Source organism: Dyadobacter sp. CY312 (assembly GCF_021390535.1).
Classification (GTDB): Bacteria; Bacteroidota; Bacteroidia; order Cytophagales; family Spirosomataceae; genus Dyadobacter.
This window is the reverse complement of sequence record NZ_JAJUXG010000024.1, coordinates 90,154-107,956: the sequence shown is the minus strand read 5'-3', so window position 1 is coordinate 107,956 and position 17,803 is coordinate 90,154. Positions and strand designations below refer to the sequence as shown.

Below are 17,803 nucleotides of genomic sequence, written 5' to 3'. Positions count from 1 at the left end.
CAAGTCGGTACGAAAGGGACGTTTCGTACCGACTTGTCGACGGTCCGCCGCGCACTTATTTTCAAGAGTAAGTTTTACAAATGTCATTAATACGAGAGTAAAAAAGAGCATAATTTACTCTCGTTCGATCAACGAAGGTAAATTTTACACTCGTTTTTTGAGAGTTGTGTCGGCTGTATATGGACATTATACTTATTTCATTTAGTTCGGTCAGAGACCGATGACACCTGGACGTAGTCTGGAGACTACACCCAACAGGGTGAACTTAGGTTAATGGCGGACTTGGAGCCGCATTGTGCAAGAGAGACGTACTACTTTTATTAATCGTGTCGCCTATCATTGTGGCAGACACCTGTTAGCAACAGGAAATCATTTAACTAAATTGTAAATTGTGGTACCTAATCTTTCAATAAAATCAATCGTCCCTGTTACGTCTGTGTCACTAATTGGTCTTTTTGTTTTAAATATTGGTTCTATATCTGCTTCATGCGCAATCATATTTCGTCTGTCTACAATTAGATTAAGTTGATTTTTAATATTCATTTCTGAGTCTGCCATTGAAATGGCCACTTGTTGCCATAATTGCAAAGTGCTGAAAAGTGATATTGCATCCTTTATTTTTTCAGGTCTTTGAAATGTTTGCCAGCCTAAATTTTTTCTAATTTCATTTTCAAAAGTAACGAGTGGAGGGGCTGCTGTGATAGCAGCCATAAACCCTAATGATACATTGAAGCTACTGTATTTGGGGGTAGCTGGTCTTGTGCCATTGAAAATTTCATACATTCCAATCAATGTGAGCTCATGGATTAAATGGTCAATAGCACTTATACTCAGAACAATGCAAGAGCGAAGTATACTGCTTGTGTCAACGATTGAAGAAGTAGGAACATTCAGACTAGTGGAAATTAAATGTATTTTTTTAACTTCTTCAACATTGGTCAAAAATTGAGAAAAGGCTTGATTCATTATTTAGTCATATTTTCAAAATCATCCGCCAGATTATTAAAGACTTGTAAAAATCTGTCCCGAATAATTTTGTACTGTTCTAATACCGTACCCACACCTAATAATTTGTCAGGAACTTCATACACCGGCATTCTCCCTCTTTGAGAACGAGGAATCAGTCCTGAAAAACTTGGAATTTCCGCCAAACAATAACCGTTATTTGGTTGTTCGGGTTTATATTTTGTTGAATCCAACATCATTCCTTCGGGTGTTATTGCAGGTAAAAAAGTTTCGTTCACGGACTTAGCTACTGCATCAATCCATTTTTGAAAAGCTTCTGATGGCTCACCATTTCTTATTGTAAAATTTTGCACAATCGTTCCTAAAAATTTAGTAGATGTTGTAGGAAAGGGATACGAACTATCGCTAAATGCAACTCTTGCCATCTTTGCCCATTTTTCCCACTTTGGAAGGACACTACTTAGGGAATTGATTGCCATTACTGAAAAATAGTCTGGTGAAGTTGGAACCATGAAATAATCAGAAAGGCAAAAGAGATTTTGATTTATTGAACTTAGGCTTGGATTCATATCAATAATAATGTAATCAGCCTGATACTTTGCAGCCACCAATTCTAAAAAACTATTCATTGCTCCTGGCAAGTTTTTTAATGTTGGTATTGTATTAGAAAGTTGATGGGAAATACTTAATGGGACCTCATACTCTGAAAGTGCAATATGTCCTGGCACTAAGTATAGGTTTGTATTTTCAGGTATTTGAAAGCAATCTATCGCAGCTAGAGGTATTGGTGTAGCTTCAAATGCAGGAGAAATTCCTGCTTTCAGATTGTCTTTAGGCCTAGTGATATAAAAATCATCAAAGTCTTCTCCTAGAACAAGCCCTGTCAAATTGCACTGAGGGTCCGCATCAACAAGAATTACTTTTTTTCCATTTCTGGCTAGTTTCCAACCTAGGTTATAAGTTGTCGTTGTTTTACTTACTCCACCTTTATGGTTAAACAAGCATATTTTTTTTGTCATGTTATAATTTGTTTAAAGGTTGATTCTGTCGTTTAGGCTTTGCTGTTATTCTCTCCTATACGAAAATGCTGAATTAATTCCGCTATTAAGTGAACGAATACGATACTTTATGCTATTTTATAAAAACGGGAGGCGAGCAAGAAAATCACCCCTTCGACAACTCACTCGACCTCACCTGCGCCGCAATAATCCCCGCCTTCAAAGTCTCATCCAAACCACCATCTTCAAATTGCCTTAATGCGGCTTCGGTTGTTCCGCCTTTGGAGGCAACGGCTTTGATGAGGTCGTCGAGGGATTTGTCGGCAGTATTGATCAGATGGTAAGAGCCTAACATGGTTTGTTTTACGAGCAATGCTGCTACGGACTCTTCAAAGCCCATTTGTTTGCCGGCGTCGATCATCGCTTTTACTACATAAAAGAAGTACGCTGGTCCACTGCCGCTCAATGCAGTCACGGCATTCAGTTGTTCTTCATCTTCCAAAAATACGGAACGTCCGGTTGCGTTGATCAGGTTTTCTATTTTACGCAGCTGATTTATTTCCACTTCCGGCGATGCGGAATATGCCGTAATTCCCATGCCGAGCATCGCCGGGGTGTTAGGCATAGCACGGATAACCGGTTTATGGTTCAGGTTTTTTTGTATCATTTCAATGGTAATTCCCGCCATGATCGACAGCACAACCTGTTTTTCAGTAATCACTTCACGCAGCGATGCGGAAACGGAAAGGAAATCCTGTGGTTTAACAGATAGAATGATCAGGTCATATTCTCCCACCTGCGGGCCGATTACACCTGTGATCACACCGGGCTGAAAACTGCTTAGTTTTTCGGTGCGGTCTTCACTCTTTTCAACAAGGAGGAAGTCTTCTTTTTTTACCAGATCAAATTTCAGGAAGGCACGGGCGAAAGCCATACCCATGTTGCCGCAGCCAATAATTGCAATTTTCATCTTTTGGGGATCAGTATAATGGTATTGAGTTAACAGACGAATTACGCAACTTTTATCTGAAAAACGAGGTTGAAAAGCACATTCACGTAATTAATTATTGAATGAATCTCAGTTGATGCACGTTTGGTATTCTTAGGTATTAACTTGAGCGTGAATTGACGAAATTTTTTTCGGGTAACGCGTGCGTGGGCTACGGCGAAAAAGCGGGGTGCGGGAAGGATGCGAGTGGAAGCATTTTTTCGCCTTGATTTTTTGCTACTTTTTTATCAAGAAAAAAGTAGAAGCCAGGGATGTGGAATACCTATTTAATTATGAGGAATGCTAACAAGTGGTTAACGACCTGTGGAATTTGACTTCGTAGGTTGAAATTTGCCGAGCTAACATTATTGTTTTCTTTAAAATTGATTATCAATAAATTATACTTGGTTGCCGACACTTCGACTCCGCTCAGTGTGACAAGCACCCGAACATCACGGTCAGGTGGCTCGGTTACATTGTTTATGTCAATTTCCTTCGCTACTGCTTAGTTTAAATTATAGAAAATATAATTTCGCTAAAACATATTATTGCATCGATATGTTTTGAAAAATAACTAATATACATTTTTTTAGGCTTTGGAATATTTCATCCTGCCAAATTATCTTAAATCATTGTAATATTCCAATTATGGCTATAAAAGTTGCTATTTCCCATAAAACCAAGTACAAATTCGACCGGAGTGTTTCTCTTTCACCGCATATTTTCAGACTTCGCCCTGCACCTCATTCCCGAACTGCAATAGAAGGATATTCATTTAAAATAAAACCTGAAAACCATTTCATCAACTGGCAGCAGGATCCTTTCGGAAACTATCAGGCACGGGTTGTATTTCCCGAAAAAGCTACTGAATTAAGTATAGAAGTGGAGGTCATTGCCAAGTTGCAGGTGATTAATCCATTCGACTTTTTTGTGGAAGAGTACGCCGAAAGTTTTCCATTTGCCTATGAGGAGGGTTTAAAAAAGGAATTGGGGCCGTATCTGGAACCAAGGGAGTCGGGGCCACAACTGATGGAATGGATTGCTCAGAACAGACCGGGAAATGGTATCAAAATTGTTGATTTTCTGGTGCATCTGAATCAGGCAATTTTTAATTCCATCGGTTACAACATCCGGATGGAAGTGGGCGTGCAGACTTGTGAGGATACATTGGCTATAAAAAGTGGCTCCTGCCGGGACTCTGCCTGGTTGTTTGTGCAGGTTTTAAGGCATTTGGGAATTGCAGCCCGCTTTGTTTCCGGTTATCTGGTTCAGCTTACTTCCGATATCAAATCACTGGATGGTCCGTCGGGCCCGGAAGAAGATTTTACGGATTTGCATGCCTGGGCAGAAGCTTACGTTCCGGGAGCGGGATGGATTGGTTTGGATGCTACCTCGGGACTTTTTGCGAGTGAAGGTCATATACCACTTTGCTGTACACCCGACTACGCCAGTGCGGCACCGGTATCCGGCGCAACGGATATTTGCGAGGTTAGTTTTGAGTTTGATAACAAGGTTTTCCGTATTCACGAGGATCCGCGCGTTACCAAGCCCTATACTGAAGAGCAGTGGAATAAGGTGATGCAGGTGGGTGAAGCCGTGGAAAAGGATTTGCAGGAAGGCGATGTTCGCCTGACGATGGGAGGAGAGCCGACTTTTATATCCATTGATGATTTTGAGTCTGCCGAGTGGAATACGGCTGCTGATGGTCCGCTAAAAAGACAACTGGCTTACGATCTTTCATTAAGACTGAAAAACCGTTTTGCACATGGGGGTTTGCTACATTTCGGTCAGGGAAAATGGTATCCGGGAGAGGCATTTCCAAGATGGCAATATGCATTGTATTGGAGAAATGATGGCGTTCCGATGTGGCAGAACGATGATTTGGTGGCCAAGGAAGGACAAACCAAATATACTTTCCGAGAAGCAGAACAGTTCACAACCGAGCTTACAAAATATCTTGGAATAGATACCAACAATATAACGCCTGCTTACGAAGACCCGATTTACTGGGCGATGGAAGAAGGGAAATTGCCGGTTAACATTGATCCTCTTAAAGTCAATTTAAAAGATTCGATTGAACGGCGGACGTTGGCGAAGGTTCTTGAAAAAGGGCTGAATAATCCTGCCGGCTACGTTTTGCCTATTGCCTGGAATGAAAAAGGCAAACACTGGTCGAGTTCGGAATGGCAGTTTAAACGAAATAACTGTTTCCTGATACCGGGAAATTCGGCAATTGGTTTCCGTTTACCCTTGAAATCGCTTCCGGAAGTCGCGAAGGAAAGAAGAGAGCAACCCATTGAACGAAGTCCGTTTGAAGATTTGCCGGCATTGGGAAATTTCAGGCCGGCCGTTGAAAGCCGATATGGTTCTGTTGCGCCTGCATACGAACTGCCTCTGAACGTTACCGTTGAGGAAGAAGAGGACGATAAAAAAGTTAAAAAAGAGAAAGAATCTGATGATAAAATTCTCTTTGACATACCCATCATCAAAACAGCGCTGAGTATTGAGGAGAGAGAGGGCATCATCTATGTGTTTTTGCCACCAACGGATTATCTGGAACATTATCTGGATTTGATCACGTCTGTTGAGGCAACGGCGGATAAACTGAAAATGCCGGTTCGCATAGAAGGATATGCTGCACCATCAGATTATCGTGTTCAGAAATTGAATGTTACGCCGGATCCGGGTGTGATTGAAGTGAATATTCATCCTGCAAAAACCTGGAAAGAATTAGTAGATAACATCAGTGCGCTGTATGAGGAAGCATTTTTCTCACGATTGGGTACGGATAAATTTATGGTTGATGGCCGCCATACCGGAACGGGTGGAGGTAATCACGTTACCATTGGGGGAGCAAAACCGGCTGACAGTCCGATTCTACGCCGTCCTGATCTGCTCAGAAGTTTGTTGACCTATTGGCAACATCATCCGGCTTTAAGTTATCTTTTTGCCGGACCGTTTATTGGTCCTACCAGCCAGGCGCCGCGTATTGACGAAGGTCGGGACGAACGCTTGTATGAAGTAGAACTCGCCTTTGAGCAAATTCCGGAAGGAGAGGAGGTTCCTTTCTGGATGGTGGACCGGATATTTAGAAACTTGCTTGTGGATATTACCGGGAACACACACCGCTCGGAGTTCTGCATGGACAAGCTGTATTCACCCGATTCGTCTACCGGACGACTTGGTCTGCTCGAATTCAGGGCGTTTGATATGCCTCCGCACAAACACATGAATCTGGTGCAGACATTGCTTATTCGCGCACTGATCGCCAAATTCTGGAAAAACCCATACAAACATAAGCTCATTCGCTGGGGTACTGAATTGCACGATCGGTTCCTGCTGCCTCATTTTGCGTATCTGGATATGGTCGATGTGGTGAACGACCTGAAAGATGCAGGCTACGATTTTGACATTTCGTGGTTTGATCCTTTCTTTGAGTTCCGTTTTCCACATTACGGCGGCATCACTGTTGATAACATTCAGTTGGATTTGCGACTTGGAATTGAACCATGGCACGTGTTAGGAGAGGAATTATCCAATTCCGGAACTGCGCGTTTTGTGGATTCTTCATTGGAACGTTTGCAGGTAAAAATCTCAGGATTTGTTGAAGGAAGACACATTCTGGTATGTAACGGATGCCGCGTTCCACTGAGAAGTTCGGGAATTAAAGCGGAGTACGTTGCTGGAATTCGTTATAAAGCGTGGAATCCGCCATCAGCATTACACCCGACAATCGGGGCAGATGCGCCACTGGTTTTTGACATTGTAGATACCTGGAATAACCGTATATTGGGCGGCTGTACCTATTTCGTTTCGCATCCCGGAGGACGTAGTTTTGACACTTATCCGGTCAATAGTTTTGAGGCAGAATCACGGAAAATCAGTCTGTTCCAGGGTTTTGGGCACACACCTTCTGCACAGCAGGAAGTGCCTATTCTGGAAAAAAATACAGGCAGTGTTTCAAGATTTGTAGCTGAGACTAAAAAGGAGATGAAAGCAGATGCGCCTGTAGAACTTATCAATCCAGAGTATCCGAATACGCTGGATTTGAGGAAGTTCTGGCATGCCAAGAACTAGACAACCTGACTTTATTCATTTTATAGATTATGCTTACCGAGACTTCCGTGAATCTTTTACAATCTTATCAAAACGGAATTGATTCTTATGATGAAATTCTGGATGTAAACGGTCGCGTGAAGCCCCATTGGCAGGCTCTTTTTTCCACAATGGAAAAGCTGGGGCTGGATGAATTACAAAGCAGAAATCTTGAAATCATAAGTAAGCTTCGTGAAAACGGAGTTACCTATAACGTATACGACGGCCCTGACGGAATGAACCGTCCGTGGCAGCTCGATCCCATTCCATTTTTAATAGAACAAAAAGAATGGAATGTGATCTCAAAGGGTTTGCAGCAAAGAGCGTTGTTGCTTGATCTGACCCTGCGTGATATTTATGGTCCGCGGAATCTGGTAAAAGATGCCATCATTCCGCCCGAACTGGTTTTTGATAACAGTGGTTTTTGCAGACCATGTACCGATATCAAACTGCCATCCAGCAGCCAACTCACACTTTATGCGGCCGATATGGCCCGCGGCCCCGACGGACGTATGTGGGTTCTCGACAACCGTACGCAGGCACCCTCAGGCTCTGGTTACTCCCTTGAAAACCGGGTCGTGATGAGCAAGCTCATTCCTGAGCTTGCCGATGGCATGTACGTCAGTAAACTGTCGCCGTATTTCAATAGTTTGCAAAACACGGTGCTGCGCTTGTCTGACAAAAGTAAAGACGCGCCTAATATCGTTTACCTCACACCTGGACCGAGCAATGAAGCCTATTTTGAGCACGCTTACCTGGCTTCTTATTTGGGATATACACTTGCTCAGGGTGACGACCTGATGGTGCGAAACGGAGTGGTTTGGCTAAAATCCATTGACGGTCTCCAGAAGGTAGATGTCATCATCCGCCGGATTGACGACGACTGGTGTGATCCTCTGGAACTTCGTGAAGATTCCAGGCTCGGTGTGCCTGGATTACTTCAGGCGATCAGACTTGGAAATGTGCAGGTGTTGAATCCGCCGGGAAGCAGTGTATTGGAAAATCATTCCTTCCTGGCTTTCATGGATAATATCAGCCTGTATTTTTTAGGCGAAAAGCTGATCATGCCTTCTGTGGCTACGTGGTGGTGCGGGCAAACGAAGGAAATGAATTACGTTGCCGAACATATCGACGAACTGATTATAAAAAAGGCGAATCGGAGATCCAAGTTCAGATCGATTTACGGGAGGTTGCTGTCGCAAAGTGAAAGAGCTGATCTGATTTCGATGATCAGGCTTAATCCGCGAGAATATATTGCTCAGCAGGAAGTGAGCCTGTCAACAACGCCATCGCTGATTGATGGAAATATTGTGCCGCGATATGCAGCATTACGTGCGTTTCTGGTAGCGGATGAAAAAGGTTATCATGTGATGCAGGGAGGACTTACCAGAAGCTCACCTGTGAAAGATCGGTTTGTAATTTCAAATCAATACGGTGGGTTGTCGAAAGATACCTGGATTGTTTCTGATAAAACGGAAGAGGTTCAGGAGAAAATTGTACTCACTACGCCAGCGGCAGTTAACAAACACATATCGCTGCCAAGCCGGAGTGCTGAGAATCTTTTCTGGGTAGGACGCTATTGCGAGCGTACCATGGCCGTGATCAAGTTCATGAACATCACGATCAACGTGCTCAATCTGGATAGAAACTTTGGCGGCTCGGCAAAGCAGGAACATATCAAGATATTGCTCCAATCGCTAACGCATCTTTCATACACCTATCCTGGTTTTATAGAAAAAGAAGAGTTGTTGCAAGATCCGTATTCTGAAATTATTGATCTGGTATCGAACAGCAGCCGTCCGGGTACGATTGCCGCCAATATCGGTGCATTTCTGAATTCTGTCGGAGCGGTTAGAAACCAATGGGATCTTGAAACCTGGCGGATTGTGGATCTGATTGATAAAGGCTATCATGAGCTGATGAATGCGTCTTCTATGAATAGCAATAATATTCAAAAGACATTGGAAGGGCTTCACAATAACATGTTTATGTTTTTGGGAATCATTTCCGAGAGTATGCCAAGAGACATTAGTTTTTTCCTGCTGGAAACAGGAAAACTGATCGAACGGATCATGTCAAAAGTGAGTGTTATTCAGTCTAACTTTGGTGCCAAAAATAGTGAGAGTGTAGAAAATGAGCTGATAGAAGCTACACTGATCAACCATCATTTACTGGTTAGTTACCGTCAGATTTATAAGTCACATTTAAGCATTGAAGCCATGCTGGATTTGATCATGCTGGAACGCACGCATCCGTTTTCACTGGTTTATATGCTCGATGAGCTCAAAAATAATCTGGGTAAATTGCCTTCAAACATGCGTGGAGAACGACTAAATGAAGCGCAAAAGTTGGCTCTGGAAGCCTGCACCCTGGTGAAACTGGCTGATATTTCAGCATTGATCACCTATGATCGTAATCTGGAACGAAAAGAACTGTTCCATCTTCTGTCAGAAATCTCCAGGCTGATTTCATCGGTTTCATTTACGCTCACCAACATGTATTTCAGCCATACCATGATGCAGCATTCTTTCATTAACCGGATGGACAGCGACAAGGATGAAATATAAACTGACCCATAAAACGGAATACAAGTATGCTGAGCCGGTGAATAACTATCATAGCCTGCTTTGCCTTACACCCAGAATATTGCCAAGGCAGCTGTGCAGGGACTTCACGATTTCAATTGAGCCCGAACCTGCAAGAATTATAGAACACATTGACTTTTACGGAAATACGACGCATTACTTTTCGCTTCACTCTCCCCATAAAACACTCACTGTACTGGCCACAAGTGTTGTGGAACGTTTAAGTGAAACTACTGGTGATCCTTCTGAAAAGTCGGTGATTACTTGTGAAGAAGCGAGGTTGCGTATTTCGGAAGACCGACCTTTGCGGGTTTCAATACTTGAATATATCCTGCCAAGTCCACTTGTTAAATGGGATGAAGAGATCCGTGATTTCGCAAAAGATTGCTTTCAGGACGGAAGTTCTTTGTACAGTTGTGTACAGGCTCTTTGCAGTAAAATTTTTACCCAATTCGATTTTGTGCCTGATTTCAGTACAGTCAATACACCAATAAAGGAAGTATTGGCCGCCAGGAAAGGCGTCTGCCAGGATTTTTCACATCTCGCTATTTCCTGTATACGTGCATTCGGGTTTCCTGCACGCTATGTAAGCGGGTATCTGGAAACTTTACCGCCACCTGGAAAAGAAAAACTTCAGGGCTCGGATGCTTCTCATGCATGGATTTCGGTTTTTATTCCTGATTACGGTTGGTGCGATTTTGATCCCACAAATAATGTAGTACCTGGTGAACGCCATATCGTGACAGCATGGGGAAGGGATTACAGTGACGTTACTCCGCTGAAAGGCATCATTTTCAGTTACGGGAAACATGAACTTAAAGTGGAGGTAGACGTAATTCCAATTGTTTAAACTAAATAGAGGTATATATCACCTCTATTAAATTTGAGAATTGACCTTGATTCTCTAATTTTACCTGATCATTTTGAAACCAGTATACAGAACCTTAGTTTGATGTAGCCCTTCAAAGTTGTTTAGCCTGCAAATGGTGACATATTGATAGGTTCCGTTTTAGAATTAAATAATCATAAAATTACGGATGAAAGAAATAGCATTTAGAGATGCCATTCGCGACGCCATGTCGGAAGAGATGCGCCTTGACAAGAGTATTTTCCTAATGGGAGAAGAAGTTGCGGAATATAATGGTGCCTATAAAGCCAGCCAGGGAATGCTGGACGAATTTGGACCGGATCGCGTGATCGATACTCCTATTGCTGAGCTTGGTTTTGCAGGTATTGCAGTAGGTGCAGCAGGAAACGGTCTTCGCCCGATTGTCGAATTTATGACTTTCAACTTTTCCCTTGTTGCGATTGACCAGATCATCAACAGTGCAGCAAAAATACTTTCGATGTCAGCCGGACAGTACGGTTGCCCGATCGTTTTCCGCGGACCAACAGGTAACGCAGGACAACTCGGAGCTCAGCATTCGCAAAACTTTGAAAACTGGTTTGCAAATACGCCAGGTTTGAAAGTAGTTGTTCCTTCTAATCCGTATGATGCAAAAGGACTTTTGAAAGCATCGATCCGTGATAATAACCCGGTTATTTTCATGGAATCGGAAGTGATGTATGGGGATAAAATGATGGTTCCGGAAGAGGAATATCTTATTCCTTTGGGCAAAGCGGATATCAAACGCCAGGGAAAACATGTTACCATCGTTTCATTTGGTAAAATGATCCCACGGGTAGTAATGCCGGCGGTATTGCAGCTTGAAAAAGAAGGTATTGATGTGGAAGTAGTGGATTTGAGAACTGTCAGGCCTATAGACTATGCAACTGTGATTGAATCTGTAAAGAAAACCAACCGTTGCGTTGTGGTTGAAGAAGCATGGCCATTGGCATCTATCTCTACTGAAATCACTTACCACATCCAGCGCCATGCATTCGACTTTATGGATGCACCAGTGATCCGTGTTACGAACCGCGATGTGCCACTTCCTTATGCACCAACTTTGATCGAAGAGATTCTTCCAAGCGTGAAGCGTGTGGTTGAAGCTGTGAAATCGGTAACGTATAAAAAATAATTTTGAAGGAAACTTCTGCGAAGCCATTGCCTTGAAAAGGGTGATGGCTTCATTTTTTATAGGTATTTCGATTAATCAGTTGCTTTTCATACTGAGAATTTCAGGTATTTGCTTTTTTGATTAAAGTTATTGTTCCGAAATAGCCAGAATACCACTACTTTTGTGCTTTGAAACACTCCTTAATTACAGATTCATTCAAAATCAATTAGGATTATGCAACAAGAAGAGAAAACCAGATATTCATCAGAGGAATTAAAGGAATTTGAAGAGCTTATTCTTGGCAAACTTGAAGCCACAATGAATGAGCTGAATTACATTAAAGGAGGTCTGAGTAAAAAGAACGACAGCGGTACTGATAATACAGCAAGTACAGCGAAATCCATTGAAGATGGAGCTGACGCAAGCGAGCGTGAGAACCTTAGCCAACTGGCTGCACGTTTGCAGAAATACTCCATTCAGTTAGAAAATGCGCTTGTACGCATCAAAAATGGTACTTATGGCGTATGTATCGATTCTGGTAAGCTGATCCCGAAAGAGCGCCTGCGTATTGTTCCTCATACACAGCAGACGATCGAAGCAAAATTGAAAAGAGCGAGCTAAATTTTACTGAATCGCAGAAATATTTAAAGGCAGGCAAAACGGATGGTTTTGTCTGCCTTTATTGCTTTATGGTCCACCGTGTTAAAGAATCTTAAATTAAGCTCTCTTGCTATGAATGTAGCCTGGAGTTCTTTTCTTTTGGTTAAAAACATGAGAGGATTAATTTTAATAGCTTGCCTGTTATTCTCCGTCGAGGTATTTGCGCAGCATAAAGAGTTGGCAAATCTTTGCCAGATCTTTCACCTGCCCGATGGTAAAGACACTACAACTTTCATCGTGTTTGGGAATAAGGATGATTTGAAACAGAAGAAGCCGCTCTTTTTGTTTCGTCAGGGTTCCCAGCCCATGCCGATTATCCATCAGTATAAAGATGGATTTTACATGCCTGTATCTCCTTTTCGGTTTAGAGATTTTAAAGACAAATATCATTTCGTGATGATCAGCAAGCCTGGTGTAAGACTAGTTGCAGATTCTGTTTATCTGGATCAATATCAAAAGGCGATGAGAAATGGAGATACTTCTGAAGTTTTTGTTTCTAAAAAATATCTAAAAAATAACTACCGGGAGAAATATGTACAGCAGTGCGATCAGGTAATTGATTTTTTGGTAAAACAATCCTGGGTTGATTCTAAGAAGGTCGTTTTTTGCGGAGGCTCGGAAGGGTTTACGGTTGGCGCCGACCTTGTTGCCAACCGTAACAAACACATCACACATGCAATTTTGTTTTCAGGTAATCCTGAAAGGAGATTTGAAAATATCATTTACCGATTACGCCAGGATGCTAAAAGCGGAATCATGACTGTTAAAGAGGCTCAGGAGGAGATTGATAAATTGTATGAGGTGTGGAAAGATATCTGCCGTAATCCTGAATCTGTCGAAAAATCCTTCGGCGATACTTACCGGGCATGGTACTCGTTCTCAATTAGAAATCTGGATAATTTACTAAAAATACAAATCCCACTTTATGTTACTTATGGAACTGAAGATGGAGAGATTGCTGCCAATATGGATATGCTTCCGATAGAGTTTGAAATCGCAGGGAAAAGGAATTTGACATTTAAGTCCTATCCAAATTACAACCATCAATTCTTTGAATTGAAGAAAAATCCTTCTGGTGAAATTATCGATAAAATTTACCAGGGGGATGCAGTAGCGGCTGAGTGGATCAAGTGGCTGGAAAGGTAATTATCCTTCCTCCTCCGTCCCCAAAACCTCCCTTAAAACCTCCATCAAACCTTCCGAAGGTTCCTGTCCCTTGTTTTTACTTTTGAAATATTCGCCGAATAATTTTTCTATGCTAAGTGAAAGATCAATCTCTGCTGCCTGCTCCGCTTCATTGATACGGCGGATTTGCGGGATGATCTGGATTAGGCCGGAATGAGCTTCGTTGAGTCTTTTTTTATCAGCAGCTTCAAGGTAATTGTCGGACACGATCGTAATCTCAACCAAATCATTTTCATTTTCCTGTAACCATGTTATTGCCTCGTTTATACTTTCGAATTTTCCTCTTTTGAGTTTTTTACCCTGTTTTAGCTCAATAGGTGTATAACTGATGAGTTTTCCGGGAGCAGCATCAAGTAACACAACTTGTTTGTTCTGATTGGCTTCCGAAAAACTATATGCAAGCGGGCTGCTCGAATACACAACAGGCGGATTTTTATCAACTGAATGATACCGGTGTAAATGGCCGAGTGCAACATAATGAACCTGTTTGGGGAAATTCTCGGTATAGATAGCCTGTGCACCTCCAATGTGCAGAATAGGACGTTCTTCTTCCGGTTCTTCTTCGGGATCAGGGTCTCCCTTTTTCATGACATACAAATGCGTTGCGAGAAGGTTGAAGCCCTTGTCGTCCAGATATTGATCGGCAAGCTGTTGCCAATGACTTTGCAAATGATCACGCAATGCATCCTCGGAATCTTCAATTCCCAAAAATGTTTTTAACCGCTGTTCATTTGCATAAGGTGTATGAATAATGCGCAGAGGAAAATCAGCGTTCGGGAGGCTTAGCTCCATAAATCCTTTGTTGGAACGTACTACTTCCACCTTTCCCTGTGTACAAAACTTACTGACTTCCGTATTGGGAAAGCCAACGAATATGATCCCGCAAACCCTCGCCAGAGCATCAGGAACCTGGATGCGTTCGGGGGAATCGTGGTTGCCGGCGATAGCCACAACGGCGCGAGTGCCATTTGCAGAAAGTCTGTGCAGGGTTGTATAAAGTAACTCTGTTGCTTCGGAAGAAGGATTAAAGTTGTCGAATAAATCGCCGGCCACGATCACCGCATCAACATTTTCGCGTTCTGCAATTTCACAGATCTCCGCCAGCACAAGCCGTTGTTCTTCCAGCCGGGGATACTGATCCAGTTTTTTACCAATGTGCCAGTCGGCTGTATGAAGGATTTTCATGATGACTTGTTAATTTAGCGAAAGTAATAGTTCATTGTTGAATTTGATAATCACCATATTCCAAAGTTTTAACCAAATTGAATCATGTCGGAAATACAGTTTGCTGAGATTGTGGAATTGATCAAAAATACACAAATTAACGCCTTAAGGATTGTTAATACGGAACTGATTAATTTATATTGGAAGGTTGGTTCCTACATTTCTAGGCAACTGAGTAATGCAAACTGGGGCGAAAAAAAGGTAGATGAGCTTGCTGATTTTATTCGAACGTCACATCCTGGGCTTCGTGGGTTTAACCGGAGAGGCCTTTATCGGATGAAGCTTTTTTACGAGACTTATTCAAATATGAATTTTGTGACATTAGCAATGTCACAAAGCAAATTTGCTGATAATCAACACAGTGCAATTGTGTCATCGCCAATGTCACAATTGGAAGCAGCCGACATCAGATGGAGTGTTTTAGTGAAAGTAAGCTGGACGCACCACTTAACATTGAAATTACATGAGCTATTTGAGAATAGTTCACTGCCAATGAACACTGATGACAATGAGTAGAGAGAAAGACAATACTTCCCATAAATTATTTGCTGAACCTGGATTGGACTTTTTCGCAAAGCGCACTTTTTTACCATTGCTGATTTCGCTTTGTTTAATGGCCGGCTCCTGCCAACAAAAAAACAAAACTCCTGAAAAAGCAGGAATTGCCATTTCCTTTGATGACCATTTTATTGATGAATGGTATACACTAAGGCCACTATTTCAAAAGTATGATGCCAAAGTGACCTTTTTTATCACTTGCGGAGATAGCCTTAAAAAGGATGAAATTGAGAAATTGAAACAATTGCAGACAGACGGGCATGAGATCGGTTTTCATGGAACAATTCATGGGAAATCGACAGAACTGATTGCGCACGGAGTCGGCAAATATGTAGAAACAGAACTTACTCCGGGTATGAAATGGATGGCAGAAGCTGGTTTTAATCCAACCTCTTATGCGCATCCGGGAGGCAACCACGATGCGCAAGTGGATTCGGTGTTGCTTGCGAGCGGTTTTAAAATTCTGAGGGACGTGGCTATTTCAAGAAGGGTTTTTAGAGGAATACCGTTGTATACACTGGCTCCGCGTATCATGGACTGGATCTATTATAAGTTCGATCAGGAAAGCGTTGTAGACGCATTATTGATCGATCAGGATTCCGAAATAACGGAAAGCGAAATAAAAGATGCTATTATCAAAGCCAGAGAAAGTAATACTGCACTAATGGTTTTCGGGCACGAGCCGTTATATGCCAAGCCTGTCAATGGGGAGTATGGCTTCAACGTCTCCTTTTTGGAAACCATCCTCAAAGAAGCCAAAGCGCAGAATTTGAAGTTTTATACAATGACAGAGCTGGTGGAAACCGGGACATCCACCAAATGATAGGTATTCTAAGTTTACTTTGGTAAAAAATCAACGACCGAATCGCTTGTCTTTATAAGCCAACAATGGTTTTTCGAAGTAAGAATAAGAAAGGGATGCAACAGCCACGGAAAATATCAATGTAAGCAAGTAAACTACAAACTGGTAAGTTCCTCCGGTGAGCGCAGGTGCGTATTTCTGCAAAAGGTTGATAAGCAACACGATCACGAACACGTGATAAATATAAAGCCCGTAAGATATTTTGCCCAAATGGTTCATGACCGGATTTTCAAGACTGACGATCGAATTTGGATTGCAGGAGGCATTTAATACAAAGAATGCAAAGAAAACAGCGTAGACTTCCAGGAATCCTGAAAAATGAAGTCCTGAGAAAAATAGAATAATAAGAAGGCTGTAAACGACAATCTGCATGTCTTTACGGAAAATAAAATTCAGAATCTGATTTTTATCATTGTATACCAGCCATGCACATACGCCTCCAAGTGCCATTGTTTGTATACGAAACTGTCCGATGAATGTTCCAATTATCGCTCTTTCTGTTTCCTCGGTTTCATTGAGGAAATGTAATCCCGTATACAGAAGGAAGACAGTGATGGCAAGAAATGTTACAATCGTAAAAATGCGTTTTTTTGGATATTTAATCAGCCAGGGCCAGAGATAATAAAATTGCTCTTCTACACCAATTGACCAGGTTTGCGCGCACCAGTAGGGAAGATCGTAGAGTACGAAAGCATAGTTGGGGAGTACCAGAAGCAACAATGCGATCCGTTCAGCCGAATGAACAGAGAGTTTTTCGTTTGTTCCCGGAAAATGTAAAAGTTCAAGGTGGGGGAAGACGAGAAAAGACAGACCTATGATCAAAAAGTAAATTGGCCAGATGCGAAAGATCCGGCGTAAATAAAACTTTTTAGCATCTACATTACCAAAACGTCCTCTTTCATCCAAAAGCAAATAGGTGATCAGAAAGCCACTCAAAACAAAGAACAATCCAACACCCAGCCTGCCGGCATGTTGTATGATAGGCAATTCATAAATATTGGCAATTCCAAAGGCGTGTTTGGCTTGTTCGAGATGATGAAAAACCACCAATAGTGCTGCAATGCAGCGGATACCATTTAAATTGGGGAAGTAACGCTTTTGTTTCACTTATTCTTTTATCTGATTTCTTCCCTTATTTTGTTTCCTCAAACCAGGTCATCCATTTGTCCTGGGCTTTCATTACCTGTTCGATTACGTCTCGTACCGCTCCATAACCACCGTTTTTTGGAGAGATATAGTCGGCCAGTTCAAGAATTTCCTCTGCGGAATCGGCCGGGCATGCACCAAGTACATTTGTTCGCATCACTTCCCAGTCGGGTAAGTCATCGCCCATAAAAACGATCTCTTGCTCAGTAAGGCTCGTCTCTTCCAGATATTTTCTGAATATGGGAAGTTTGCCGTCCGGAGATGTCCCGATGAAAATATCTTTTACACCCAGGTATTCAAGGCGTTTCCTTACGCCAACCTGATTCTGTGCCGATAAAATGGCGACACGAAATCCCATTTTAAGGGCACGATTAATACCATATCCGTCACGAACATTGAAAATGCGTGGTTGCTCACCACTTTCCAGAGCTATAACGCTTCCGTCCGTCATAACCCCGTCGATGTCAAAAATAAAAGTGGTAACTCGCTTAAAGCGCTCATTCAAAGAAAATTCCATCAATTCCGGATATAGTGAA

The 17,803-nt window shown here is 42.2% G+C and carries 14 protein-coding genes; 8 read left to right on the top strand and 6 right to left on the bottom strand.

Translation table 11 applies throughout. The features are described 5' to 3' along the window. Window positions 1-369: 369 nt before the first annotated feature. From LZG71_RS26870 to proC, 3 genes are all read right to left on the bottom strand, one after another. Window positions 370-966 carry a HEPN domain-containing protein gene (locus LZG71_RS26870; protein ID WP_233825781.1) on the bottom strand — a complete coding sequence of 199 codons (597 nt, stop codon included), beginning with the start codon at window positions 964-966 and terminating at the stop codon, window positions 370-372. Then, complete coding sequence (locus LZG71_RS26865) at window positions 966-1,985, bottom strand: ParA family protein (protein WP_233825779.1); 1,020 nt, start codon at window positions 1,983-1,985, stop codon at window positions 966-968. The genes LZG71_RS26870 and LZG71_RS26865 overlap by 1 nt, the downstream gene beginning before the upstream one ends. A gap of 145 nt (window positions 1,986-2,130) precedes the next feature. Next, complete coding sequence (gene proC, locus LZG71_RS26860; RefSeq protein WP_233825777.1) at window positions 2,131-2,934, bottom strand: pyrroline-5-carboxylate reductase; 804 nt, start codon at window positions 2,932-2,934, stop codon at window positions 2,131-2,133. Window positions 2,935-3,600: 666 nt separating this feature from the next. Between proC and LZG71_RS26855 the strand changes: the two genes are divergently transcribed. The 6 genes from LZG71_RS26855 to LZG71_RS26830 all read left to right on the top strand — a co-directional run bounded on the left by LZG71_RS26855 (window position 3,601) and on the right by LZG71_RS26830 (window position 13,438). After that, entirely contained in the window at window positions 3,601-7,029 is a 3,429-nt protein-coding gene (locus LZG71_RS26855; RefSeq protein WP_233825775.1) for a DUF2126 domain-containing protein, read from the top strand. Window positions 7,030-7,058: 29 nt separating this feature from the next. Beyond that, entirely contained in the window at window positions 7,059-9,614 is a 2,556-nt protein-coding gene (locus tag LZG71_RS26850) for a circularly permuted type 2 ATP-grasp protein (protein ID WP_233825773.1), read from the top strand. Further along, the gene (locus LZG71_RS26845; RefSeq protein WP_233825771.1) at window positions 9,604-10,482 is read left to right on the top strand and encodes a transglutaminase family protein; all 879 of its coding nucleotides are present in this window, start codon (window positions 9,604-9,606) and stop codon (window positions 10,480-10,482) included. Before LZG71_RS26850 ends, LZG71_RS26845 begins: the two co-directional genes overlap by 11 nt. A gap of 187 nt (window positions 10,483-10,669) precedes the next feature. Next, on the top strand, window positions 10,670-11,653 hold the full coding sequence (locus LZG71_RS26840) for a pyruvate dehydrogenase complex E1 component subunit beta (protein WP_233825769.1): 984 nt from the start codon (window positions 10,670-10,672) through the stop codon (window positions 11,651-11,653). A 213-nt stretch (window positions 11,654-11,866) separates the two neighbouring features. Then, entirely contained in the window at window positions 11,867-12,253 is a 387-nt protein-coding gene (locus tag LZG71_RS26835; protein WP_233825768.1) for a TraR/DksA C4-type zinc finger protein, read from the top strand. Between the two features lie 150 nt (window positions 12,254-12,403). Continuing rightward, window positions 12,404-13,438 (top strand): dienelactone hydrolase family protein, encoded by a 1,035-nt coding sequence (locus LZG71_RS26830; protein WP_233825767.1) that lies wholly within the window; start codon window positions 12,404-12,406, stop codon window positions 13,436-13,438. Here the strand turns inward: LZG71_RS26830 and LZG71_RS26825 are convergent, their stop codons facing one another. Next, window positions 13,439-14,662, bottom strand: a complete 1,224-nt coding sequence (locus LZG71_RS26825) for an exonuclease subunit SbcD (protein WP_233825766.1) — start codon at window positions 14,660-14,662, stop codon at window positions 13,439-13,441. A gap of 84 nt (window positions 14,663-14,746) precedes the next feature. Between LZG71_RS26825 and LZG71_RS26820 the strand changes: the two genes are divergently transcribed. Then, window positions 14,747-15,217 carry a DUF1016 N-terminal domain-containing protein gene (locus tag LZG71_RS26820; protein ID WP_233825765.1) on the top strand — a complete coding sequence of 157 codons (471 nt, stop codon included), beginning with the start codon at window positions 14,747-14,749 and terminating at the stop codon, window positions 15,215-15,217. Then, window positions 15,210-16,082, top strand: coding sequence for a polysaccharide deacetylase family protein (locus LZG71_RS26815; protein ID WP_233825764.1), 873 nt, complete (start codon window positions 15,210-15,212; stop codon window positions 16,080-16,082). The genes LZG71_RS26820 and LZG71_RS26815 overlap by 8 nt, the downstream gene beginning before the upstream one ends. Before the next feature lie 30 nt (window positions 16,083-16,112). On the opposite strand, the gene LZG71_RS26810 is transcribed toward LZG71_RS26815, so the two are convergent. Beyond that, window positions 16,113-17,228 carry an acyltransferase gene (locus LZG71_RS26810; protein ID WP_233825763.1) on the bottom strand — a complete coding sequence of 372 codons (1,116 nt, stop codon included), beginning with the start codon at window positions 17,226-17,228 and terminating at the stop codon, window positions 16,113-16,115. 25 nt (window positions 17,229-17,253) lie between these two features. After that, on the bottom strand, window positions 17,254-17,784 hold the full coding sequence (locus LZG71_RS26805) for an HAD family hydrolase (protein ID WP_233825762.1): 531 nt from the start codon (window positions 17,782-17,784) through the stop codon (window positions 17,254-17,256). Window positions 17,785-17,803: the final 19 nt, after the last annotated feature.